Origin of the sequence: Nocardia sp. NPDC101769 (genome assembly GCF_044766925.1) — a bacterium.
Lineage (GTDB): Bacteria > Actinomycetota > Actinomycetes > Mycobacteriales > Mycobacteriaceae > Nocardia.
Window position 1 is genome coordinate 251,188 of the sequence record NZ_JBIWMX010000001.1, and the last position, 23,129, is coordinate 274,316.

The following is a 23,129-nucleotide window of genomic DNA, read 5'->3' on the forward strand; positions in this document are numbered from 1 at the left end:
CGGCGTGCGCCGGTCCGGAAAGCGTCCGGTCGAGGGTAGCGGTGAACGGTCTACTGGTCCGGTCCCCACTGCTGCTGCATGAGAACGCCCTTGCTGGCTAGCCATGGCAGCGGATCCATCTTGTTGTCGGCGGCGTCCCAGATCTCGAGGTGCAGATGGGGACCTGTGGAGTTTCCGCGGTTTCCCACGGAGGCGATGACATCGCCGGTGTTCACCCGTTGGCCGACGGTCACGTACATGTCGTTGACGTGACCGTAGACCGCGGTGGTGCCGTCGTCCTGCTTGACGCGCACCCAGAGGCCGAAGCCGGAGGCGGGGCCGGCGGAGATGACCTCGCCGCCCATGACCGAGTGGATCGGCGTGCCGATCGGGTCGGCGAAGTCGATGCCGTAATGCATTGCGCCCCAGCGCATGCCGAAGCCGGAGGTGAGCTGGCCGTCGACCGGCTTGACCACGTTCGGGCCCGGGTTCAGCTGCTGCTGGAGGTTCTTGAGGGTCTGCTCGGCCTGCTGCAGCGGCGCGGAGATCTCCGGCGGCAGGTTCTGCAGGCCGAACGGGGCCGGGTCGGGCGTGGCGGCCGCGATCGGCTGGGCCTGCGGGGTCTGCGCCGCGGGGGCGGAGTCCTTGGCCTGCTTCAGATCGAGGTCGGCCTGCTCGACCGGGGCGACGTCCTCGCCGATGGTGGCGGGCTTCTCGTCGTGCGTGGGTAGCAGCGGCGCGGCGTGCGCCAGGGCCGGGACCAGCTGCGTTCCGGTGCCGATCAGGGCGCCGGCGGCGACGGCCACACCCGCGGCGGTCTTCACTCGCTCGGCGGTGGAGGGTTCGGCCCGGTGGCGGCGGCGCGAGATGGTGCCGGTGTGGCCCACACCGGAATCACCCAGCAGATCCATGACTGTGACAGAGTTCGCGGTCGTTCGATGATGCGGCACTGCAAGTCCTAGCGCTCGGTGGGTCCGGTAACGATTCGGCATCGCTGTGATGGAAACAGTACTCGCCCGTGACCAATTCGCAACCTTTTGTGCGATAACGCCAGGTCGAGTGCTCGAACCCTTGATCACAAACCGTAACCGAAAGCGCACAATTGCGAGATGGTTCTCGACGAGTTGGATACGCCGATCGTTCTTGCCCCCATGGCGGGCGGACCGTCCACCCCCGAACTGGCCGCCGCCGTGACCGAGGCCGGCGGGCTGGGCTTCGTTGCCGCCGGATACCTGCCCGCGGGCGAACTGGCCGCGCGAATCAAGGCCACGCGGACACTGACCTCCGGAGCGTTCGGGGTCAATCTGTTCTATCCGTCCGAACCGAGTCCGACTGATCGGTTCGATACATATATACGGACGCTGGCGGCCGAGTTCCCGGTCGGCGAGGCCCGCTACGACAGCGACGACTGGGCCGCCAAGCTGGACCTGCTGATCGCCGATCCGGTGCCGGTGGTGTCCAGCACCTTCGGCTGCCCGACCGCCGGGGAGATCGCGCGCCTGCACGCGGCCGGGTCCGAGGTGTGGGTGACGGTCACGACCGTGGCCGAGGCCCGGCAAGCGGTGGCCGCGGGCGCGGACGTGCTGATCGCACAGGGCGCGGAGGCGGGCGGGCACCGCGGCGTCTTCGTCGACGATCCGGCCGAGGACCTCACCGATCCACTGGGCCTGCTGCCCCTGCTGCAACTGCTGCGCGCCGAGGTGGACACGCCCGTCGTGGCGGCGGGCGGCCTCGCGACCGGGGCGGCCGTCGCGGGCGTGCTGTGCGCGGGTGCGGCGGCGGCGCAGCTGGGCACCGCGTTCCTGCGCTGCCCCGAGGCCGGGACCGCGCCGCTGGCCCGGGAGGCCGTCACCGCCGCGACGCCGACCATGCTGACCCGCGCCTTCACCGGGCGACGGGCGCGCGGGCTGCGCAACCGGTTCATGGTGGAACACCTGGACGCTCCTGTCGCCTACCCCGAGATCCATTACGCCACGGGGCCTTTGCGGGCGGCCGCGCGAGCGGCCGGCAATGCCGACGCGGTGAATCTCTGGGCAGGTCAGGCGCATTCGCTGACTCCCGAGCTACCAGCGGGCGACCTGGTCCGCGCGCTGTCGGCGGATGCGAGAAATGCTCTGCAACGGGCACTTTCGCTGCGAATCCAGAGTTATTGACAACGTTTTCCGTTTAGAATCGGCTGACACCTTCCGCCATCCCATGAGGAGAGCGACATGTCACTCGACGTACCCACCGCACTACTCGAGCGCGCCGAACGCGGTGAAGTCAGCGACGCAGAGTTCGTCGAATGCGTCCGTAATTCGCTGCCCTACGCCTACGAGGTCGTCAGCCGGGTAGCCGCCGATCTGCGTTCCGGCACGGCGGAATACGCCGACAACACCATTCCCCCGCCGGATGAGACCGCCCGCGGCCAGCTGTTGCGCGCCATGGCCTCCGACGCCATCCGCGGCGGCCTGGAACGCCACTTCGGCATCAAGCTCGCCTTCCAGAACTGTCACCGGGTGGCGGCCTTCCCGCTCACCTCGGTCGGCGGCGACACCTACACCACTTTCATCTCCACCCGCGCCCAGCTGCTCAACCAGAGCCCGGAACTCCGGAACTGCTGAGCGCACTTCGAAACTACTGAGTGCACAGCCCGATTCGGCGCGACCGCGACCCGGTCACGCCGAATCTCCGTGTTCTAGCGCCGGCGCACCGCACGGAACTTCCGGATCTCCCGCGCCGCCAGCGCCGCGAACGCGAAGAACGGCCCGACGAAGAACAGATAGGCGACCACCGTGGTCAGCCCGTCGCCGAACCCGTCGGTAAAGGTCACCGCCACCACTCCGACGGTCATCACCGCGAAGAACAGAAGGCAGAGCGCCAGCACCACCCACCACACGGGCTGCCACGGCCGAATCCGCGGCCGCTCCACCGAATTTCCGACAATCTCGGCATATCCCGCCGCATAGGGCGATACATACCCCACGCCGCCCGGCACCTGACCCCCTGGCATTCCGGCGGCTGGAGGCATTGCGGCCGACGATATTCCGCTCGGCGGTGGTGTCATTCCGATGGGCGGTGGTGTCGCGGGCCAGGACAGGCCGCCGGGCGGGGGTGTGGCCCCGGCCGGGATGTGGTTGTAGGGCGAAGCACCAGCGTTCCGGACCGGGGGCGGCGTGTAGGCCGGGTACCGCGGCGCGGGCGCGGAGCCATAGCTCGAAACGGGTTCGCCACCATCCCATTTCGCCGTCGGGTCCGCCCGGCGGACCGCGCCGGGGCGCGGTGCCGGGGCAGATTCCAGGGCCGCGCGGGCGGCGGTGGCCAGCGCTCCCGCGCTGGGGAACCGGTGGGCCGGGTCCTTGGCGAGACCGCGGACGATGACGGCATCGAGAGCGGCGGGGACGAGTGGGTTGCGATCGCTCGGCCGGGGCGGGTCGGCGGTGAGGTGGGCGGCCATCTGCTGGACCGGATCGGTGTGGGCGAAAGGCTTCACGCCGGTGAGGATTTCGTAGAGCAGGCAGGCGAGGGAGTAGACGTCGGAGCGGAGGTCCTCGGTGCCGGAGTAGCGCTCGGGCGCCATGTAGGCCCAGGTGCCCACTGCCACACCGGTACTGGTGATAGTGGCCTGGCCGACGCCGCGGGCGATGCCGAAGTCGATGAGGTAGGCGAAGCCGTTGGGGAGGGTCAGCACGTTGGAGGGCTTCACATCCCGGTGCACCAGGCCCGCCCGGTGCGCGATGTCGAGGGCTTCGGCGATCTGGGTGATGAGGTCGACCGCGCGGTCGGGCCGGAGCGAGCCCACCTCGCGCAGGATCTCGCCCAGATCCGAGCCTTCGATCAGCGCCATGTCGATGTACAGGCGGCCGTCCAGTTCGCCGAAGGCGTGGATGGGCACCACATGCGGTCCGCGCAGCCGCGCGGCCAGCCGCGCCTCGCGTTCGAACCGCCGCCGATAGTCCTCGTCGGCGGCGAGCTCGACGGGGAGCAGCTTCAGTGCGACTTCCCGTTCGAGATGCGTGTCCTCGGCCAGCCACACCTGGCCCATGCCGCCCCGCCCGATCAGCTCGACGAGTCGATAATGGCCGAGATTGCCTGCCCCCGGCACCTGCCCTCCCCCATGCTCCACCGCGTACTGCGAGGTGCCCAGCATACGACCCCGGGCGGGGAAACACACGCTGCCGAATCCCGCCGAATCGCTGTCGGTTCAGGCCTCCTGGAGCTTGCGCTTGAGCACCTTGCCGGTCGGGTTGCGGGGTAGTTCGGCCAGGAAGACCACCTCGCGGGGGACCTTGTAGCGGGCCAGATTGGCCTTCACGAAGTCCTTGATCTCGAGCTCGGTGAGCTGGTGGCCGGCGTGGACGACCACGAAAGCCCTGAGGCGCGCACCGAATTGCTCGTCGGGGACGCCGAGGACGGCCGCCTCCCGCACCGACGGGTGGGTGCAGAGCAGCTCCTCGACCTCCACCGGGAAGACGTTCTCGCCACCGGAGACGATCATGTCGTCGTCGCGGCCGTCGATGAAAAGCCTGCCCGCGCTGTCGATGTGGCCGACATCGCCGGAGGACATGAGGCCGCGGATGATCTCCTTGTGACCGCCGCCGGTGTAGCCCTCGAACTGGATGGTGTTCCCGACGAAGATACGGCCGGTGGCCCCGGCCGGTACCCGGCGGCCCCGATCGTCGAGGATCTCCACCCGGGCCCCCAGCACCGGCCGGCCCACGCAACCGGGCTCCTCGGCCAGGTCCTCGGGCGTGGCGATGGTGGCGTAGGCGACCTCCGTCGAGCCGTACAGGTTGTAGACGACCGGCCCGAAGACCGCCGTCACCTCCCGGCACAGGTGCGCACCCAGCTGGGAGCCCGCGACGAAAATGATGCGCAGCGCGGACAGATCGTGCCCGGTGAGCGCACGGCCGCCCAGGTCGATCATGCGGGCCAGCATGACCGGGACGACGATCGCCGTGGTGGCCCGGTGCCGTGCCATGGAGTCGATGGCGGCCTGCGGGTCGAAGCGGCGGCGGATCACCAGGGTGGAGCCGAAACCGAGAGTCAGCATGGCGCAGGCGAATCCGAGCGTGTGGAACATGGGGGCGCAGCACTCGGCCACCTCGTTCACCCGGAACGGGACCTTGGACAGCAGACCGCCCAGCGGCAGCAGGGATTTCGGCTCGGTGCGCGGCGCGCCCTTGGGGGTGCCGGTGGTGCCACTGGTCAGCAGGATGATCTTGGGTTCCGCGCCGGGCGCGGGCGGCGCGGCGGGCGAGCCGGTCTCGATGAGGAATTCGAGGCTGTCCTCCCGCGGCTGCTCGGTCCAGGCCCGGTAACTGCCACGCCGGGGGCTCACCTCGTCGAGCATGTGCGCGTACTCGTCGTCGTAGACGAGCAGGTCGGTGCCCTCACGAGTGGCGACATCGCGAATCTGCGGGCCCGCGAAATCGGTATTGAGCAGGATGATCCGGGCCCCGCACTTGGCGGCGGCGAAGATCGCGTCCAGCAGGCCGCGGTGATTGCGGGCCAGGATCGCCACGCCCTCATGGGGTTTCAGGCCGCGCTCGCGCCAGGCGTTGGCCAGCCGATTCGACCGGTCCTCCAGTTCGGCGAAGGTCAGCTCGCCCAGCTCGTCGATGACCGCGACCCGCCCGCCGTACCGGGCCGCCGACAGCCGCAGCCCCGCCGCCAGCGTGCCGTAGCGCAGCATGGCCGTGGCCGCCGACAGCAGCACCACCGGTGATTCCAGCCGGGCCAGCCCGGCCTCCAGCACCAGCCGCGCCGACTCCGCCTCCAGATAGGCCCGCTCCCCCACCGACCTGATCAGCCCGAGCGTCATACGCGGCCACCCCCGGCCTGCGTGATCGGCAGTAGCTTCCTTGCCGTGACCAGCCGTGCGGCGTGCGCGCGTGTCGATTCCACCCGGACCTCCTCGTCCACCCCTGCAGATTGCGGGCATCTGCCCTCGAACCAACGGTACGGACCCGGTGCCGCGACCGGAACCACTCCGCCGCAAGCTCCGGCACTGGAGTTCGCGTCGTGCCTATAGTGGCGACCGTGACAGATCCGTTGTCGGCGAACCGGCGGAACTGGGATGCCCGGGCGGGCATTCACGCCGCCAGCAGCTTCTACCGCGATCGGGATTCCAGCTACTGGTTCGCGCCGTTCGAATGGGACGCCCTCGGCGACGTGCGCGACCTCGACGTGGTGCACCTGCAATGCCATCTGGGCACGGAGACAATCGAATTCGCGCGGCGCGGGGCCCGCGCGGTGGGCCTGGACTTCTCGACCGAATCGGTGCGGCACGCTCGCGAACTGGCCGGGGGCGCGGTCGACTACGTCTGCGCGGACGTCTACCAGGCGCGGGAAGCCCTGGGCGAGCGCACCTTCGACATCGCCTACACCGGCAAGGGCGCCCTCTGCTATCTCCCCGACCTGCCCCGCTGGGCCCGCGAAATCGCCGGCCTGCTGCGCCCGGGCGGCCTGCTCTACCTGGTGGAATTCCATCCGCTGCTGCACGCTCTCGGCCCCACCCCGCCACCCGGTGTCGACCCGGGACAGCTTGTGCTGCACGACGATTACCTCGCCGGCCGCGGCGCCCAGCGCCGCGACAGCATCCACACCTACACCGACGGCCCCGACCTCAGCACCGACACCACCGCCTACGAATGGCGTCACGGCCTCGGCGAAGTCATCAACGCCCTGCTCGCGGCGGGCCTGCGCATCACCGGCCTCACCGAGACCCACACGCTCCCGTGGCCCCGCTGGCCCCAGATGATCCGGACCGAAACCGGCTGGTGGCGGCTCCCTCCCACCGACCCCATCATCCCGGTGCTCTACGGCCTGTCCGCGGTCAAGGACGTCTAGCCCGCGGCGACACCGGACGCTCACGAGACCCGGAAGGCCCTCCGGTACCCGCCCGGAGTCGTTCCCACCTGCGCACGGAAACGGCGGCGCAGGTTCACCGCCGAGGCGAGACCGACGCGGGTCGCGATGGCGTCCACGGGCAGGTCCGTGTCCTCGAGCAGCGTGCGGGCCGCCGCCACCCGGCGCGCGAGCAACCACGCACCCGGACTCGTGCCGAGTTGATCGTCGAAGCGGCGGGCCAGCGTGCGGGGCGAGATATTGAGATGAGCGGCCATGTCGCGCACCGAGAGTGGGGAACCGAGCCGGCCCTCCACCCAATCGAGCAGGCCGTCCAGCATGTCGGAGGGCGGGGGCGTCGGCGCATATTGGGTCTGGCCGCCTTCACGGTGCGGCGGCATCACCATGTGCCGGGCGAGCAGTGCGGCGTGCGCGGCACCGTGATCGCGGCGGACCAGATGCAGGCACAGATCGATGCCCGCGCCGGCACCGGCGCTGGTGGCGACGTCGCCGTGGTCGACGTAGAGGACGTCCGGCTGCACGTGAATCCGGGGAAACTCCGCCTGCAGCTGGTCGGCGCGCGCCCAGTGCGTGGTGGCGGCCCTGCCGTCCAGTAATCCGGTGCGCGCCAGGGCGAATACCCCCTGGCAGATCGTGACGATTCGAGCACCGCGGCCGTGCGCCCGCAGCAGCGCGCGACGCACGCGATCGGAGAGCGGCGCCTCCACCGGCGTCCAGCCCGGAATTATCACAGTGTCGGTGGAGGCCAGCGCCGCAAGCCCGTGCGCCACCTCCAGCGAGTACCCGGCCGTCGTGGGCACCAGCCCCGGCGTCTCGGTGCACACCCGGAATTCGTAGTGGTTCGGCACGCCTTCCCGTTCGGTGCCGAATACCTCTGCGGCACAGCCGAGCTCGAAGGTCGACTGGACCGGCCGCACCAGAGCCGTCACGCGATGCATGGCAGAAAAATACCCTATAACGTCTTTTCCGACACTGTGCCGCCCATGCTGCGCACGGCACTGTGGTCGGCATGACTTCCGAAATCCTCACCCAGCCTGGCTACACCTCGGCCTCCGTCACGGAATCCCCTGTGCGTGAGATCTTCCCGGGCATCCGGGTGCGCACCCTCTGGACGGGGCCGAACGGCGCGAGCGCCAATGTCGTCGAGCTGGACCCGAACGCCTCCTGGCACGGTCGCGACATCCATGAGCCCGGTCCCGAAGAGGTGTACGTGGTTTCGGGCGTCTTCAACGACGGCGCGCGCGACTACCCCGCCGGGTCCTTCCTGCACGCCCCCGCCGGTTCCTGGCACGTCCCCTCGACCGTCACCGGCTGCACCCTGTTCGTCTTCTACCCGGAGGGCTAGCCGAACCGCGATTGTCCACTTCTGACCATGACACGTCGCCTTTCGACCTCGCCCCGGACCCCACCGCGCACCAGCATGGAAGGTGTCGATCCGACCACGAAAGGACCAGGTCATGGCCACCCAGATCACCGATCCCGCCCAGCTGCCAAGGGTTTTCGAGGAACGTCTGAACGCGGGCGACGTGGAGGGTGTGCTGTCGCTCTTCGCCCCGGGCGCGACCATGCGCACCACCACCGGAGCCGTCATTTCCGGCGCGGACGCCCTACGTCAGGAGATCAGCGGCACGGTCGCCGCCCGCGGACAGCTCACCAACAACAGCAAGCATCTGCTGATCGGCGGTGACACAGCATTGCTGGTCACCAACTGGACCCTGGAGATCGACGCGCCCGACGGCACGCGGGTCTCCCCTACCGGCACCACCGCGAATATCGCTCGGCAGCTCCAGAACGGGGAATGGCGATTCGCCGTCCTGAATCCGCTCGGGACGGCGTGAAGCGCTGCGGCACAGCGCACATTCCCAGCGCAGACCGGCGGGTGCGCCCTCGTGCCGAGGGCGCACCCGGGTGGGTCAGGACAGCGTGACGACGGTCAGCGAGCCGTCGGCGTGCTGGGCGCGCAGGCGCTTCTTGTCGAACTTGCCAACGCTGGTCTTGGGGACCTCGGCGATGAAGCACCAGTGCTCGGGCAGCTGCCACTTGGCGAACTTGGGCGCCAGGAAGTCCCGCAGCTCTTCGGGTTTGGCCTCGGTGCCCTCGACCAGGACGATGGCGACCAGGGGGCGCTCGTCCCACTTCGCATCCGGGATGCCGATGACGGCGGCCTCGGCCACGGCCGGGTGACCCATGACGGCGTTCTCCAGGTCCACCGACGAAATCCATTCGCCGCCGGACTTGATGACGTCCTTGGAGCGGTCGACCAGGGTGAGGTAGCCATTCGGGCTGATCTTGCCGACGTCGCCGGTGCGCAGCCAGCCGTCGTGGAACTTGTCGGGATCGACCTCGCCGCCCGATGGCGAGTAGTAGGCGCCGGTGATCCACGGGCCGCGAACTTCCAACTCGCCCAGGGCTTCTCCGTTGTTCGGCAGCACCGAACCGTCATCGCCGACCAGGCGCGCCTGCACACCGGCCGGGAAGCGGCCCTGGGTGTAGCGGTAGCTCCAGGCCTCCTCGCCCTCGGCGCCGGCGGGCGGGTGCGCCACCGAACCCAGCGGGGAGGTCTCGGTCATGCCCCAGGCGTGCAACAGCTTCACGCCGTGCCGCTCCTGGAAGGCCCGCATCATCGACGGCGGGACCGCCGCGCCGCCGACCACACAGGTGCGCAGGTGCGAGATGTCCTGCGGCTGCGCCTGCAGCCCGGCCAGCACGCCGCCCCAGATGGTCGGCACCGCGGCGGCGAAGGTCGGCTTCGCCTCGGCCATCATCTCCAGCAGCGGTGCGGGCTGCAGGAAACGGTCCGGCATGAGCACATTCGCGCCCGACATGAGCGCGGCGTACGGAATGCCCCAGGCATTGGCGTGGAACAGCGGCACGATGGCCAGCACGGTGTCGGCCGCGGTGAAGCCCATGCCGTTGGGCGAGATCACCTGCATGGCGTGCAGCCAGTTCGAGCGGTGCGAGTAGACGACGCCCTTGGGGTCGCCGGTGGTGCCGGAGGTGTAGCACATACCGGCGGCGGAACGCTCGTCGATGACCGGGTAGTCGTAGGCGTCGGACTGGGCGTCGAGCAGCTCCCGGTAGGAGTGCACGGTGACTCCCTCGGGGGCCTGCAGCGCGGCGGCATCGCCATTGGCGACGATGACGTGGCGCACCGTCTTCAGGTTCGGCAGGTACTGCGCGAACATGGGCAGCAGCGAGCCGTCCACGATGACGACCTGGTCCTCGGCGTGGTTGGCCACGTACACCAGCTGCTCGGGGAAGAGCCGGATGTTCAGCGCGTGCAGCACCGCGCCCATCGCGGGCACCGCGATGTAGGCGACCATGTGCTCGTTGTTGTTCCACATGAACGTGCCGACCCGGTCACCGACGCCGATGCCCAGGTCACGCAGGGCATTGGCGAGCCGGGCCGCGTCCTGGCCGATCTCGCGATAGGTCTGGGTGCGTAAGCCGTCGCCGGTCCAGGTGGAGACATGGCTGTCGCCCTGGAAGGTGGAGGCATAGCGCAGCAGTGTCGCGAGTGACAGCTGCTCGTCCTGCATGGTGCTCAACATTTCCCAACCGCTCCTTGCATGTACCTACTGGAGAGTGAACTGAGTCACTTGCGGCGAGCCTAGCCGATTCGGACATACACGGTTCAGGGCCCGAACTGACGGCATGGTGACCTCAGTCCGGGCCCGGTGAGCTGGCGAAATATTCGGGCTGCGGGCGGCGAACCCCACTCTCGCCGCCCGCAGCCCGCAACCGACCCGCCGCCGCCCAACACGACGACCAGCCGGCTCCGCAATCCTGATCAGCGCCGTGACCTGCTGACGACGCCCCCTGCGGCGGCGCAGAATAGCCAATCACTAACCAGGACAAGTAAATTGGAGCAAGAACTTCCGTGAATATATTGAGTGTGACACCGGGCTGTCCAGTCGAGGACGGCGTCGCAGGTCAGACGGCGCTCACTGACTCGGACAGCGGGCCGTGAGGGATGCCTTCCCATGATTGCCGGGGGTGAATCCGGGCTCACCCACCCGGCGTGACCGAAAATACGGATTCACTGTCCGGCGATGTCTGCAGGACCAGCGGGAATACGCCCTACCGTTGCCGGTATGCAGCGAGAGCCATCCATTCTGATCATCGGTGCCGGATTCGCCGGGCTGGGCATGGCGCTGGAATTGCAACGCCACGGCCTGACCAACTTCACCATCCTGGAGAAGGCCGCCGATCTCGGCGGCGTCTGGCGCGAGAACACCTACCCGGGCGCCGCCTGCGATGTGCCCTCGCCGCTGTACTCGTGGTCGTTCGAGCCGAAATCCGATTGGCCACGCCGGTTCTCGCAGCAGGCCGATATCCACGCGTACATGCGCACCGTCGCCGAGAAGCACGACCTGCCGTCCAAGATCGAGTTCGGCGCCGAGGTGGTGGATGCCGAATTCGACGAGCAGGGCGGCCTGTGGCGGGTCCGCACCGCCGACGGCGCCACCCGCCTCGCCGACGTTCTCATCCCCGCCGTCGGGCAGCTCTCCCGCCCCGCGATGCCGAACCTCCCCGGTATCGACACCTTCACGGGCGCGGCCTTCCACTCCGCCGAGTGGGATCACTCGGTCGATCTGACGGGCAAGCGGGTGGCGTGCATCGGCACGGGAGCCAGTGCCATCCAATACATTCCGGCCATCCAGCCGAAGGTCGAACACCTCACGCTGTTCCAGCGCTCGGCCGCCTGGGTGCTGCCCAAGTTCGACACCGAGTACACCCCGCTGCACCACGCGCTGTTCAAGTACGTACCCGGGACACGGCTGGCCGAGCGATTCGCCATCTGGACGTTCTTCGAGGTAATGGCGTTGGCGCTCACCGACATTCCTGCCATCAAGCACCCGGTGATCACCGTCGCGGACCGGCACCGCAACAAGCAGGTGCCCGATGAGGCGTTGCGCGCCAAGCTGACTCCGGACTACGCCGCCGGCTGCAAGCGCGGCCTGTTCTCCAACGAGTACTTCCCCGCACTGACCCGCGACAATGTCACGGTGGAGACTGCCGCCATCGAAGCGGTGACGCCCAACGGAATTCGCACCGCCGACGGAGTCGAGCATCCCGTCGACGTCATCGTCTACGGCACCGGCTTCAAGGGCACCGAGTTCCTCGCCCCCATGAATATCTATGGCCTGCAAGGCCGCAAGCTCGCCGACGAATGGTCACCGGAGGGCGCCCGCGCCTTCCTCGGCATGTCGGTCCCCGGCTTCCCCAACCTGTTCATGATGTACGGCCCGAACACCAACGTCGGCTCCGGCTCCATCATCTACATGCTGGAGTCCCAGGCCCGCTACATCCGCCAGGTCATCGACTACCTCTCCGCCCGCCCCGGCCAATTCCTCTCGCCCCGTCCCGACGCCGAACAGTCCTGGGACGACTGGCTGCAGCGCCGGCTGAAGGACACCCCCTGGAACCTCTGCTCCAGCTGGTACCGCAACGCCTCGGGCCGAATCACCAACAACTGGCCCGGCGCCACCCTCCTGTTCCGCTGGAAGACAAGCAGATTCACCGCGTCCGACTACAACGAGGGCCGGGCCACCGGGCGATAGCGACTCCCGTCCGCGGCGGCCGCGCCGAACCCGCTCCACGGTGACAGCACGAGCCGCGGTCCACCCGGCACTCCCGGGCAAGATTCGGAACCGCCGCCCCCGGGCCGGCCAACCCCGCGTCCCCGCCAATGCCCCCACTGACCAGCCCACCTCACCGCCCCCGCCCATGAATGCGGCCCCCGGCTGCCCAACCAGGTAGACTCCCCGACGTCCCGTCCGGGCCTCCCGCCCGGCACGTCCAGCCCTCGTAGCTCAGGGGATAGAGCACCGCTCTCCTAAAGCGGGTGTCGCAGGTTCGAATCCTGCCGAGGGCACACCCCTACCTACGTAAATGCTTGCTACATGTACCTCTGTGCCCAATGCGTTCCCAATCTCGCAGGGCGCACAGGTCATTCATGGACATCTCCGAGCGCTTGGCAACGCCGACACGACGGGTGATCTCGAAAAGACGCGGTCGAGTCGCGGTGGGCGGACGCGAGTTCGGCGTTTCTTCCGCTGATTCACAAGAAACCGATAGCCCTGCGTATAACCTCAATACCCGATTCGAGATGCTCTGGGTCCCTCACAATCGCAGGAAGGATCTAAAAGTGCGGAGGCGACTGCTTGGATTGGCCGCAGCTTTGGCAGGAACCCTCATCATGGTTGGAGGGGGCGCCATGAACTCGGCGCTACTCGCTAGAGCGGAACTATTCGCGGCGAGCGACGATTTCTACCTGCCGCCGCCGCTACCACCCACACCGGGAGCCATCGTGCGCGCCGAACCGGCACAGGTGGCCTTCTCCGCACCCGGAATGCCCGGCGTCATTCCGGCCGCCGCGACGCGAATGATGTACGTCAGCAGCGATACCCACGATGCGCCGACCGCGGTGGTCGGCACGTACCTGCAGCCGAGCGTGCCGTGGACCGGCCCCGGCGAGCGCCCGCTGATCGCGTACGCGGGCGGTACCAAGGGCCAGGGTAGTCAATGCGCGTCGTCGAAATTGATGACGCAGGTCGTGGAATATCAGCCTCCCACGGACATCGTGTTCGAATACGACCTGGTGGCGCTGTATACGCTGCTCTCCCGCGGAATGGCGGTGGTGGTGACCGACTACCACGGCCTCGGCACCCCCTACGTGCATGACTACCTCAACCGCAAGGCACAGGCCTACGCGCTGCTGGATGCGGCGCGCGCGGCACTGCAATTGCCCGGCACCGGCCTCAACCCCGGCACGCCGGTCGCTCTCTACGGATACTCGCAGGGCGGCATGGCCTCCGCGGGCGCGGCCGAACTGCAGTCGAGGTACGCTCCCGAGCTGAATGTACGCGGCGCCTATGTGGGCGGTCCGGTGGTCGACGACGAATACTTCATCGGATACAACGAAGGACGGGCCGCCATGGCGCAGGCTTTCGCCTGGCTTCTCAATGGCATCACCGCCGACTACCCGAAGACTCGCCCGATACTCGACGCCGAGCTCAATGACACCGGTAAGGCGATCCTGGCCGACGCTCTGGGCAAATGCGCCGTCCCGGCCAGCCTGGCCCAGGACCATCCGCACACCTCCGAATGGACCACCAGCGGCGAACCGCTCACCGCGGTCATCGATCGGAACCCCGAGCTGAAATCGGCCTTCGACGAACAGCGCATCGGCATGCTCACCCCGTCGGTGCCGATCCTCACCGCCTCGGCCATGAACGACGAGGGAGTGCCCTACGTGCCGGTGCGGGAGATGGCTGCCGGTTGGTGCGGCAGCGGCGTACCCGTCCAACTGGATTCGAACGCGGAGATCCCCACCATCTCAGGTCTGGTGGGCACCCATGTGATGGCCTTCTTTCCATCGCTGGCGGCCTCGCAGCAGTGGCTGACCGATCGGCTCGCCGGCTTGCCCGCTCCGAACAACTGCGGGGCACTGCCCTGAGCCTGTGACATTCGGTCCATGATGCCCGGGATCGGGTGCTCGAGCCGACCCGACTGCCGGGCATCGCGCATTCGAGCATCATGTCGAATTGCCCGGTCAGTCCGTATTTTCCGCAGTTCGGCCAGAAGTGGCAGCGGAAACCGCTAGCCTGTATCGACAGGTTTGGGCCCACGATTTCGGCTGTTCGTTCTCACGACCGAGTGCTTTTCTGTTCGATCACCGAGGCACACATGTCGATATTTCAGGATTCGAAGGCGCGTGACCCCAAACGGTACCTCTGGATTCTGGGGCTGATCGCTCCCTCATGCGCTGTACTGCCGTCACAATTGGTAGCCCACACGGGGCTCCCGATATTCTGGTGGATCGGTCCGGTCATCGTGCTGGTCGTGATCCCACTGCTGGATCTGTCCATAGGGGACGATGGGAGCAACCCACGCGACGAGGACTACCAGTCGTTGTCCGATGACCGGTTCTACCGATGGTGTACGTATCTCTTTCTGCCGCTACAGTTCATCGGGCTGTTCGTAGCGGGATATTTGTGGGCAAGTCCCGAGCTCAGCGTGTCCGACAAGCTCGGTTTGGCCGTGACGCTCGGGTTCATGTCGGGCATCGGTATCAATGCCGCTCATGAGCTGGGGCACCGGGTCGAGCACCTGGAACGCTGGATGGCGAAAGTCGCGCTGGCGCAATCGTGTTACGGGCATTTCTTCGTCGAACACAACCGCGGTCATCATGTGCGCGTGGCGACGCCCGAGGATCCGGCCAGCGCCCGATTCGGTGAGTCACTGTGGGAGTTTCTGCCGCGCAGCATGGTCGGAGGCTTCCGCTCGGCGCTGGATCTGGAGCGAGAACGACTATCCCGCAAACGAAGACGCTGGTTCAGTCGACACAATCAGCTGTTACAGGCGTGGTCGATGAGTGTCGCGTTGTGGGGCACCCTGATCCTGATCTTCGGCCTGGAGGTGATTCCGTTTCTGGTGTTGCAGGCGGCGCTGGGTGCGGGGCTGCTGGAAACGGTCAATTACGTCGAGCACTACGGACTGCTACGTCCGCGCCACGCCAACGGCAATTACGCACGGTGCTCCCCGCGCGACAGCTGGAACAGCGACCGCCTGGTCACGAACGTATTCCTGTTCCACCTGCAGCGCCACAGCGACCACCACGCCAATCCCGGTCGCCGCTACCAAACCTTGCGCAGCTCGCAACAGGCACCACAGCTCCCGGCCGGCTACGCCACCATGATCCTGCTCGCCGTCGTTCCCCCGCTCTGGCGTGCCGTCATGGACCATCGCGTCCTGGCCCACTACGGCGGCGATCTCTCGCTCGTGAACACCAAACCAGAACCCAGGCACCGCTTCGTGGGACCTTTGCGCCTGCGTCGAATATCGACGAAGGATAAGAGCTGATCAATGGCCGACACGCCACAACCGCGAGAGCCCCCGCACAGCCGGGACTGCCCGACGGTGTGGCGTGGCTGACGGATTCGATCGGTCGGCGTCGGAGCACCGGCATTTCCGGCGGACCGTGGCTGAGGAAGTCGTGGTGCGAGACCATCGCCAGCGCGAAACGTCGCCACCCCCACCCGCACCGAGACGTTCGGGAGCTGACGTGGCGGCGTTCGCGATCGAGCTCACGGATCCTGCTGAAGTGCTCGCGGCTTCGAATCCTGGCGACGGCACGGGAACACGGCTGTCCCGCACCAATTTTCGCGCCGTCGGGTCACATCGGGTACACCGGGTGCTTGCGGGGGTTGAACTCCGGCTTGACCGGCTTCTTGTCGCGGAGCAGGCGTAGGGCCTGGCGGATTTCCAGGCGGGTGCGGGACGGTTCGATGACGGCGTCGATGTAGCCGCGTTCGGCGGCGACCCAGGGGGTGGCGACCGTCTCGTTGTACTGGTTGATCATGAATTCGCGGGCTGCGGCGCGATGTTCCTCCGGCATCGCGGCGAACTGCCGCTTACCGAGGAGGTCGACCGCGCTTTCGGCGCCGATCACCGCGATACGGGCTGTGGGCCAGGCGAAACTGACGTCCGCGCCGACCTGCCGGGCGGCCATCATGCCGTACGCGCCACCGTAGGACTTGCGCACCACCAGGTTGATGATCGGCACCGTCGCCTCGATGATGGCGCGCGGGACACGGCCGCCGCGGATGATGACGCCGTTGGCCTCCTCCGCGAGGCCCGGCAGCACGCCGGGAGTGTCGGCGACGAACACCAGCGGGATGTTGAAGGCGTCGCAGAGCCGGATGAAGTAGGTCGACTTGTCCGAGCAGGCGGCATCGATGGAACCGCCCAGCACCAGTGGCTGATTGGCGATCACGCCGACCGGGTAGCCATCGACGCGGGCGAAGCCGGTGATCAGGTTGGGGGCGAACGCGGCGCGGATCTCGTGGAACTCGCCGTCGTCGAAGATGCGCAGCAGGATCTCGTGCATGTCGTAACCGGCGCGATCGGAATCCGGGATGATCGTGTCGAGCTCCCGATCACTGGCCGTGATCTCCGGTTCCAGACCGGGATTCACGATCGGCGGCTGTTCGACGCAGCTCGTCGGCATGAAGCTCAGGTAGTTACGGGCCCAGTCGTAGGCATCCTGCTCGGTCTCGGCCACGTGATGCAGGGTGCCGCGTTCGGCCTGTACCTTCGCGCCGCCCAACTCCTCGGCGGTGACGTCCTCGCCATTGACGGCCTTGATCACCTCCGGCCCGGTGACGAACATGTAGGAATCCTTGGTGCCGATGAGCACGTCGGTATTGATCGGCCCGTACACCGAGCCCGCGGCGCACTTGCCGAGAATGATCGACACCTGCGGCACATAGCCGGACAACTTCTCCAGCACCCGGGAGATATCACCGAACGAAGCGATGGAACCCACCGCGTCCTGGATCCGCGCGCCGCCCGAATCGTTGATCGTCACCACCGGGCACGCGTTGTCGAACGCGAATTTCAGTGCCCGCATGAACTTCTGGGCGGACGTGACACCGACCGACCCGCCGTACACGGTCTGATCGTGGGAGATCACCACCACCGGACGCCCCCCGATCAGCCCGCGGCCGGTGACCAGTCCGTCACCGTAGAGCGCGTCCGGTTGACCGGGCTGGCGAGCCAGCGCACCGGTCTCGATGAACGTCCCGCGGTCGAGCAGCATCTCCACCCGCTGCCGAACGCTCGGAATGCCTTTCGACGCCCGCTTGGCGATGCCGGCCTCACCCGCCGGCTCCGCGGCCATCTCCAGGATCTTGGCCAGTTCATCGAGCTTCGCCCGCGTACCGATCACGCTTGTTGCCACCTTCCCAAACGAACTGTTGTACCCCGCGACGGTAAGCGGTGCCGAGACAGTACGGGTCACTGAAGCAGATAAACGTGCTGAATCACAGTCCCGGCCAGCGGCCGTCAGCAGAACGGGACGCCCACGGAACCGTTGAGGCTGGTGTGGAAGAGGATGCAGACCAGGTTGTTGGCGACGGAGTAGGACCCGCTGGAGGAGCCGGTGGCGGTGCCGTCCACGGCCTGGGCCCGAGTCGGCGCGGGCGCATCAGCCTGGGCGGGGGCGGCCAGCGCGGCAGCGGGCGTGAGCAGCGCCGCGGAGACGGCGAACGCGGCGAGGGTCTTCTTCGAATTCATTTGCGACTCCATCGTTCTCGATCTTGACGGGAGCCAGTATGAGACCCGGGCCGCGGGCACCGACAGCCCCGACAGTTGGGGCCGCCGATGACGGGGGCGGGGTAAGTGAAGTTCGAATAGCTGAAGGCGGAGCGGGCCGCGTCGTCCTGCTGGCTCCGCCCAACGGCTGACAGCCCTCGTCCATCCCTTGTGAACAGGCATAACACCGTGCCAGAGGGCGTATCAGGTCGGTGTCAGGCCGGTATCAGGCCGGGTCGCGACAGTAGTCCACATGAACAGCACAGCAATCGCGGCCTCAGGGCTGCGGAAGGCCTACGGGGACAAGACGATCCTCGACGGCATTGATCTGAATATCGGTGCGGGAACGATCTTCTCGCTGCTCGGGCCGAACGGCGCGGGCAAGACGACGACGGTGAACGTGCTGACCACGCTGCTGAGGGCCGACGGCGGGACGGCCTGGGTCGCCGGGCACGACATCGCCACCGAGACCAAGGCGGTGCGGGCGGCCATCGGCGTGACCGGTCAGTTCGCGGCGGTGGATGACCTGCTGACCGGCGAAGAGAACCTGCAGCTGATGGCCGATCTGCACCGGCTGCGGGGCATGGAGCGCAAGCAGGTGGTCGACACCCTGCTGGAGCGCTTCGACCTGACCGAATCAGCGCGCAAGCAGGCGGCCACCTACTCCGGCGGCATGCGCCGCAAGCTGGACCTGGCGATGACGCTGGTCACCAAGCCGGACATCGTCTTCCTCGACGAGCCGACCACCGGACTGGACCCGCGCAGCCGGCGCACCATGTGGGAGATTGTGCGGGAGTTGACCTCCGACGGCGTGACCATCTTCCTCACCACCCAGTACCTCGAGGAGGCCGATCAACTGGCCGACCGGATCGCGGTCCTCGACGGAGGCCGCATCGTCGCCGAAGGCACCCCCGACGACCTCAAGCGCCGCGTACCCGGCAGCTACCTCCAGCTGCGGTTCACCCGCCTCACCGAACTGGAAGCCGCCGCGCGGATCCTGCCCGCCGCGACCATGGACAGCGAGGCGCTGACCCTGCAGGTGCCCGGCAACGGCGGCACGAAAACCCTGCGGGCCCTGCTGGATCGGCTCGCCGATCACGCGGTCGATGCCGCGGAGGTCTCCATCCACACCCCTGATCTCGATGACGTTTTCCTTGCCCTGACCGGGCACGCCACCACGGAGGCCGACGCACAATGAGCACCATCGTTTCCACCGGCAGCACCCCGAACCGCACCGCCGCGACCGGCGCCCTGACGGCGTCGCTGGGCGACTCGGCGATCATGTTGCGCCGCAACTTCAAACACATCGCCCGCAACCCGGTCGCGATCTTCAACGCCGCGCTGATGCCGGTGGTGATGCTGCTGATCTTCGTCTACGTGTTCGGCAGCGCCTTCAATGTCGGCGAGCACTACATCAACTACGCGACACCGGGCATGATCCTGCTGGCCATCAGCTACGGGCTCTCCGGCACCGCGGTCGCGGTGAGCTCGGACATGGCCAAGGGCGTCATCAACCGGTTCAAGGTCATGGACGTCTCCCGCGGCGCCGTGCTGACCGGGCACGTGGCGGCCACCATGCTCACCAATGTGGTCGCCATCGCGGCCGTGCTGGGAGTGGCGTTCGCCCTGGGCTTCCGGCCGCCGGCCACCGCGCTGGACTGGCTGGGCGCGCTCGGCATCGTCCTGGCCACCTCGTTCGGGGCGTCCTGGCTGACCGTCGCGCTGGGCATGGCCGCCAAGACCCCGGAGTCCGCGGGCATGTCCGTGGTGCCGCTGATCATGCTGCCCTTCGTGAGCAGCGCGATCGTCCCGGCCGGCCAGATGGGCCAGGGCGTCCGGCAGTTCGCGCAGTACCAGCCCTTCACCCCGATCATCGAGTCCCTGCGCGGGTTCCTCACCGGGCACCCGTCGGGCGGCTACACCGCCGCGGCGCTGGCCTGGTGCGCCGGGTTCGCGATCGTCGGATACCTGTGGTCCCGTGCCACTTTCACGAAGCGAGCGTGATCTCGGCCAGTTCATGCCAGACCGCCCGCGCCCCCTCCCCCGTCGCCTCGGTGAACTTCACGTCACCGAGGCGACTTCGCGTTGTCCGCTCGATCCGGGCCGCATCCGGGTGGGAATGATCCGATACGCCACGCACCGCGGTACTGGCCGCGAGCAGCCGCACCGCCTGCTCGTCCTGCTCCGCCCGCAGCGCCAGATCCGCCAGACCGACCAGCACCTTGGCCAGCAGCGGCGCGTGCCCCGCCGCCGACGCCACCCGGAAGGCCGCGGCCCGATGGTCGCGGGCCTCGTCGAGACCGTTCGAGAGATAGCCGAGCAGATCGTGGATCACCGCACTCATGAACGGCTGCTCGGATTCCCCGTCCAGCAGGGTTGTCGCGAGGCCGATCTGCCGGTGCGCCTCTTCGGGATCCGCGTTCCAGCGCGCCAATTCCGCTCGGGCCAGGGCCATTTCGGCCAGCACGATCGGCCAGCCGGTCTGATCCGCGTACCGCTGGGCCTCGGCCATGGCGGCCGCGCTCGCTGCCGCGTCGCCCAGCAGCCAGTACAGCTGCGCCTGCCGTGAGCGCATCCGGACCAGGTCCTCGATCGCGCCGACCTCGGCGACCACCGCGATCGCCTGCTCGAGATACTCACACGCACTGGCGAATTCGCCGCGCAGGGCGAGACTGTCGGCCAGCTCGGTCAGCGCGAACGAGATCCCCCAGCGCTCACCGACGGCCCGGAACTCCGCCAGCGCCAGCTCCAGCTGTTCATCGGCCTCCGGCCCGCCCTGGCCGAGCACGGTCCGCAACTTGCCCAGTTGCAGCCGGGCCAGCGCCCGCACCCACGGATCGTCGTCGCCGAGCAGCGCCTCGAAGGCGGGCAGGAACTCGTCCGGCCCCTGCAGCATCCGTTCCAGCGCGACCACGAACGCCAGCGTCGGATGACCGGTCCGGCCGGCGCCGGTCCGATCGCCGCCGGCCCGGTATGCCTTGTGGATCCATTCCTCCACATGGTGTTCGTCATTCGGGCCGGAGGTCATGAAATGCACGACGAGCCCATACACCGTGGCCCGGGTCTCGTCGTCGGCTTCGCCGGGTGTCCGTGCGGCCGCGGTGACCAGCTCCATGCCCTCGGCCTTGTGCCCGCTGAGCCACCAGTACCAGCCGGCGGCGGCGGCCAGCCCCATGGCCGCGGTCGCGTCCTCCGCAGCGAGCGCGCCGCGCATGGCGGCCGCGATATTGTCGTGCTCGGGTTCGAGCACGGCGAGCCACTCCAGCTGTTCGGCCCGGCGCAGATGCGGTTCCGCGGTCTCGGCCAGTCCGGTGAAATACGCCAGATGCGCGCGCCGCGCCGCGTCCGCCTCCCCCGCCTCCACGAGCCGGTCGCGGGCGTACTGCTTGATCGTCTCGAGCATCCGGTAGCGCGGCCCGGCGTCGCCCGCGGTGAGCAGCAGCGATTTCTCGGTCAGCGCGGTCAGCAGCTCGAGCACCTCCCACTGTTCGACCGCCGCGGGCCGCCCCTCGGATTCGCTACCGGCACAGACCTGTTCGGCCGCCTCCAGGCTCGCACCACCGGCGAACACCGAAAGTCGGCGCAGCACAGCCTGTTCGGCCTCGCTGAGCAGTTCCCAGCTCCAGTCCACGACCGCCCGCAGGGTCCGGTGCTGCGGTTGCGCGGTCCGGCTGCCGCCGGTCAGCAGCCGGAACCGATCATCGAGACGGGTGGCGAGCTGCTCGAGGGACATGGTGCGCAGGCGGGCCGCGGCCAGCTCGATCGCGAGCGGAATCCCGTCGAGCGCCCGGCACACGCGGGCCATGGTCGCCAAGGTGCGGGCATCGGCGCCGAGGTCCTGGCGCACCGCGCCGGCGCGGTCGCGCAAAAGCTGGACGGCCGGGGAGGATTCGATTGCGCCGGGGTCCGCGTCCGCGGCGGGCAGCGCCAAAGGCTCGACCTGCCAGAGCGCTTCACCGGTGATACCGAGCGGTTCGCGGCTGGTGGCGAGAATGCGCAGCCGCTGGCACTCCCCGAGCAGGCGGTGCGCGAACGCCGCCGAGGTTTCGATCACGTGCTCGCAGTTGTCCAGGATCAGCAGCATGTCGCGCTCCCGGATGGCCGCGATGAGCCGGTCCATGGGTTCCACGTTCGACCCGCCGCCCAGCAGCGCGTCCCGCAGCCCGAGCGCGGCCAGCGCCGCCTGCGCGAGGTCACCGCCCGCGCTCGCGGAGGACAGCTCCACCAGCCACGCGCCGTCCGGCAGCCCGTCGAGCAGTGCCCGCCCGGTCTCCGTGGCCAGCCTGGTCTTTCCCGAACCACCCGGACCGGTCACCGTGGTGAGCCGATGGCGGGCGACGAGGGTGCGCACCGCGGCGACGTCGGCCTGCTTGCCGACGTATCGGGTCAGTTCGGCGCGCAGGTTGGTCCGGCGGTCGTCCTCCCGCCCGCCCACCTCCCCGCGCAGCAGGGCGACGTGCAGGGCGGACAGCTCCGGCGAGGGATCCACACCCAGCTCGTCGGCGAGGGCCTCCCGGACCCGCTGGTACACGACCAGCGCCTCTGCGCCCCGGCCCGCTGCGGCGAGCGCGCGCATCAGCGACGCGGCGAGCCGTTCCCGCACGGGATGCTGGGCCACCAGATCATTCAGTTCGGTGACCAGTTCCGCGCCCCGGCCGAGCCGGAGTTCCGCGTCGTACCGATCCTCGAGCGCACCGAGGTGCAGTCCCTCGAGCCGGGCGATCACCGCGTCGAGGGCCGCGCTGTCCTGCGCTCCGATGTCCCGCATGGGCGCGCCGCGCCACAGTGCGAGGGCCTCGCGCAGCAGCTCTGCCTGGTGGAGGTCGTCGCCGCCACGAGCCTGGTCGAGGAGCTGTTCGAACCGCACGGCGTCGATGTCGCCGGGCGCCACCGTCAGCCGGTATCCGCCCGCCTGCACGTCGATCGACCCGTCCGGCAGCACCCGCCGCAATCGGGAAACCAAGGCCTGCAAGGCATTCGCCGCATCGGACGGCGTCTCCTCGCCCCAAATCCAGTCGACCAGCCGCCCTTTCGAGACGGCCCGGCCGGGTTCCAGCGCGAGCGCGATCAACAGCGACCGCAACCGGGCGCCCGGTACCTCGAGTAATCCGCCGTCGTCTGCCCGGATTTCGAGCGGCCCAAGCATTCCGATCTGCACCCGGACCATTCTGCCGTGCGCTGTCCAGCCGGGCCGAACGCGT

The 23,129-nt window shown here is 68.3% G+C and carries 18 protein-coding genes and 1 tRNA gene; 11 read left to right on the forward strand and 8 right to left on the reverse strand.

Annotated features, from left to right (window positions below):
* Positions 1-50: 50 nt before the first annotated feature.
* Positions 51-890 carry a peptidoglycan DD-metalloendopeptidase family protein gene (locus tag ACIRRA_RS00885; RefSeq protein WP_402761313.1) on the reverse strand — a complete coding sequence of 280 codons (840 nt, stop codon included), beginning with the start codon at positions 888-890 and terminating at the stop codon, positions 51-53.
* 198 nt (positions 891-1,088) lie between these two features.
* Between ACIRRA_RS00885 and ACIRRA_RS00890 the strand changes: the two genes are divergently transcribed.
* Positions 1,089-2,132: a nitronate monooxygenase gene (locus tag ACIRRA_RS00890; RefSeq protein ID WP_402761316.1), complete on the forward strand. Its 1,044-nt coding sequence runs from the start codon at positions 1,089-1,091 to the stop codon at positions 2,130-2,132.
* Between the two features lie 57 nt (positions 2,133-2,189).
* Positions 2,190-2,582: an SCO5389 family protein gene (locus tag ACIRRA_RS00895; RefSeq protein WP_354830660.1), complete on the forward strand. Its 393-nt coding sequence runs from the start codon at positions 2,190-2,192 to the stop codon at positions 2,580-2,582.
* A 74-nt stretch (positions 2,583-2,656) separates the two neighbouring features.
* Here ACIRRA_RS00895 and ACIRRA_RS00900 read toward each other — a convergent pair whose 3' ends face one another.
* Positions 2,657-4,063: a serine/threonine-protein kinase gene (locus ACIRRA_RS00900; protein ID WP_402761320.1), complete on the reverse strand. Its 1,407-nt coding sequence runs from the start codon at positions 4,061-4,063 to the stop codon at positions 2,657-2,659.
* Between the two features lie 99 nt (positions 4,064-4,162).
* Entirely contained in the window at positions 4,163-5,782 is a 1,620-nt protein-coding gene (locus ACIRRA_RS00905) for an acyl-CoA synthetase (RefSeq protein WP_402761323.1), read from the reverse strand.
* A gap of 218 nt (positions 5,783-6,000) precedes the next feature.
* Here ACIRRA_RS00905 and ACIRRA_RS00910 point away from each other — a divergent pair, with 218 nt between their 5' ends.
* A complete protein-coding gene (locus ACIRRA_RS00910) occupies positions 6,001-6,810 on the forward strand; it encodes a class I SAM-dependent methyltransferase (protein WP_402761325.1) in 810 nt (269 codons plus the stop codon).
* Positions 6,811-6,830: 20 nt separating this feature from the next.
* Here the strand turns inward: ACIRRA_RS00910 and ACIRRA_RS00915 are convergent, their stop codons facing one another.
* Positions 6,831-7,766 carry a helix-turn-helix domain-containing protein gene (locus tag ACIRRA_RS00915; protein WP_402761328.1) on the reverse strand — a complete coding sequence of 312 codons (936 nt, stop codon included), beginning with the start codon at positions 7,764-7,766 and terminating at the stop codon, positions 6,831-6,833.
* 71 nt (positions 7,767-7,837) lie between these two features.
* Between ACIRRA_RS00915 and ACIRRA_RS00920 the strand changes: the two genes are divergently transcribed.
* Positions 7,838-8,173 carry a cupin domain-containing protein gene (locus ACIRRA_RS00920; protein WP_402761331.1) on the forward strand — a complete coding sequence of 112 codons (336 nt, stop codon included), beginning with the start codon at positions 7,838-7,840 and terminating at the stop codon, positions 8,171-8,173.
* A gap of 112 nt (positions 8,174-8,285) precedes the next feature.
* Complete coding sequence (locus tag ACIRRA_RS00925; RefSeq protein WP_402761334.1) at positions 8,286-8,666, forward strand: YybH family protein; 381 nt, start codon at positions 8,286-8,288, stop codon at positions 8,664-8,666.
* A 75-nt stretch (positions 8,667-8,741) separates the two neighbouring features.
* Here ACIRRA_RS00925 and ACIRRA_RS00930 read toward each other — a convergent pair whose 3' ends face one another.
* On the reverse strand, positions 8,742-10,379 hold the full coding sequence (locus tag ACIRRA_RS00930) for a long-chain fatty acid--CoA ligase (RefSeq protein ID WP_402761337.1): 1,638 nt from the start codon (positions 10,377-10,379) through the stop codon (positions 8,742-8,744).
* Positions 10,380-10,922: 543 nt separating this feature from the next.
* Here ACIRRA_RS00930 and ACIRRA_RS00935 point away from each other — a divergent pair.
* The 4 genes from ACIRRA_RS00935 to ACIRRA_RS00950 all read left to right on the forward strand — a co-directional run bounded on the left by ACIRRA_RS00935 (position 10,923) and on the right by ACIRRA_RS00950 (position 15,696).
* On the forward strand, positions 10,923-12,392 hold the full coding sequence (locus tag ACIRRA_RS00935) for a flavin-containing monooxygenase (RefSeq protein ID WP_402761339.1): 1,470 nt from the start codon (positions 10,923-10,925) through the stop codon (positions 12,390-12,392).
* A 241-nt stretch (positions 12,393-12,633) separates the two neighbouring features.
* Positions 12,634-12,706 (forward strand) — tRNA-Arg (locus ACIRRA_RS00940).
* Positions 12,707-12,787: 81 nt separating this feature from the next.
* A complete protein-coding gene (locus ACIRRA_RS00945; RefSeq protein ID WP_402761342.1) occupies positions 12,788-14,290 on the forward strand; it encodes a lipase family protein in 1,503 nt (500 codons plus the stop codon).
* Positions 14,291-14,520: 230 nt separating this feature from the next.
* Positions 14,521-15,696, forward strand: a complete 1,176-nt coding sequence (locus ACIRRA_RS00950) for an alkane 1-monooxygenase (RefSeq protein ID WP_402761344.1) — start codon at positions 14,521-14,523, stop codon at positions 15,694-15,696.
* A gap of 313 nt (positions 15,697-16,009) precedes the next feature.
* Here ACIRRA_RS00950 and ACIRRA_RS00955 read toward each other — a convergent pair whose 3' ends face one another.
* Together ACIRRA_RS00955 and ACIRRA_RS00960 are read right to left on the reverse strand one after the other, a co-directional pair.
* The gene (locus tag ACIRRA_RS00955; RefSeq protein WP_402761347.1) at positions 16,010-17,563 is read right to left on the reverse strand and encodes an acyl-CoA carboxylase subunit beta; all 1,554 of its coding nucleotides are present in this window, start codon (positions 17,561-17,563) and stop codon (positions 16,010-16,012) included.
* 116 nt (positions 17,564-17,679) lie between these two features.
* Positions 17,680-17,910 carry a hypothetical protein gene (locus tag ACIRRA_RS00960; protein ID WP_402761350.1) on the reverse strand — a complete coding sequence of 77 codons (231 nt, stop codon included), beginning with the start codon at positions 17,908-17,910 and terminating at the stop codon, positions 17,680-17,682.
* 271 nt (positions 17,911-18,181) lie between these two features.
* Here ACIRRA_RS00960 and ACIRRA_RS00965 point away from each other — a divergent pair, with 271 nt between their 5' ends.
* Both ACIRRA_RS00965 and ACIRRA_RS00970 read left to right on the forward strand, forming a co-directional pair.
* The gene (locus ACIRRA_RS00965; RefSeq protein ID WP_402761353.1) at positions 18,182-19,126 is read left to right on the forward strand and encodes an ATP-binding cassette domain-containing protein; all 945 of its coding nucleotides are present in this window, start codon (positions 18,182-18,184) and stop codon (positions 19,124-19,126) included.
* On the forward strand, positions 19,123-19,932 hold the full coding sequence (locus ACIRRA_RS00970; RefSeq protein ID WP_402761356.1) for an ABC transporter permease: 810 nt from the start codon (positions 19,123-19,125) through the stop codon (positions 19,930-19,932). The genes ACIRRA_RS00965 and ACIRRA_RS00970 overlap by 4 nt, the downstream gene beginning before the upstream one ends.
* Here ACIRRA_RS00970 and ACIRRA_RS00975 read toward each other — a convergent pair.
* Positions 19,916-23,095, reverse strand: coding sequence for a BTAD domain-containing putative transcriptional regulator (locus tag ACIRRA_RS00975; RefSeq protein WP_402761358.1), 3,180 nt, complete (start codon positions 23,093-23,095; stop codon positions 19,916-19,918). The two genes, ACIRRA_RS00970 and ACIRRA_RS00975, sit on opposite strands and share 17 nt — an antisense overlap.
* Between the last annotated feature and the right edge of the window lie 34 nt (positions 23,096-23,129).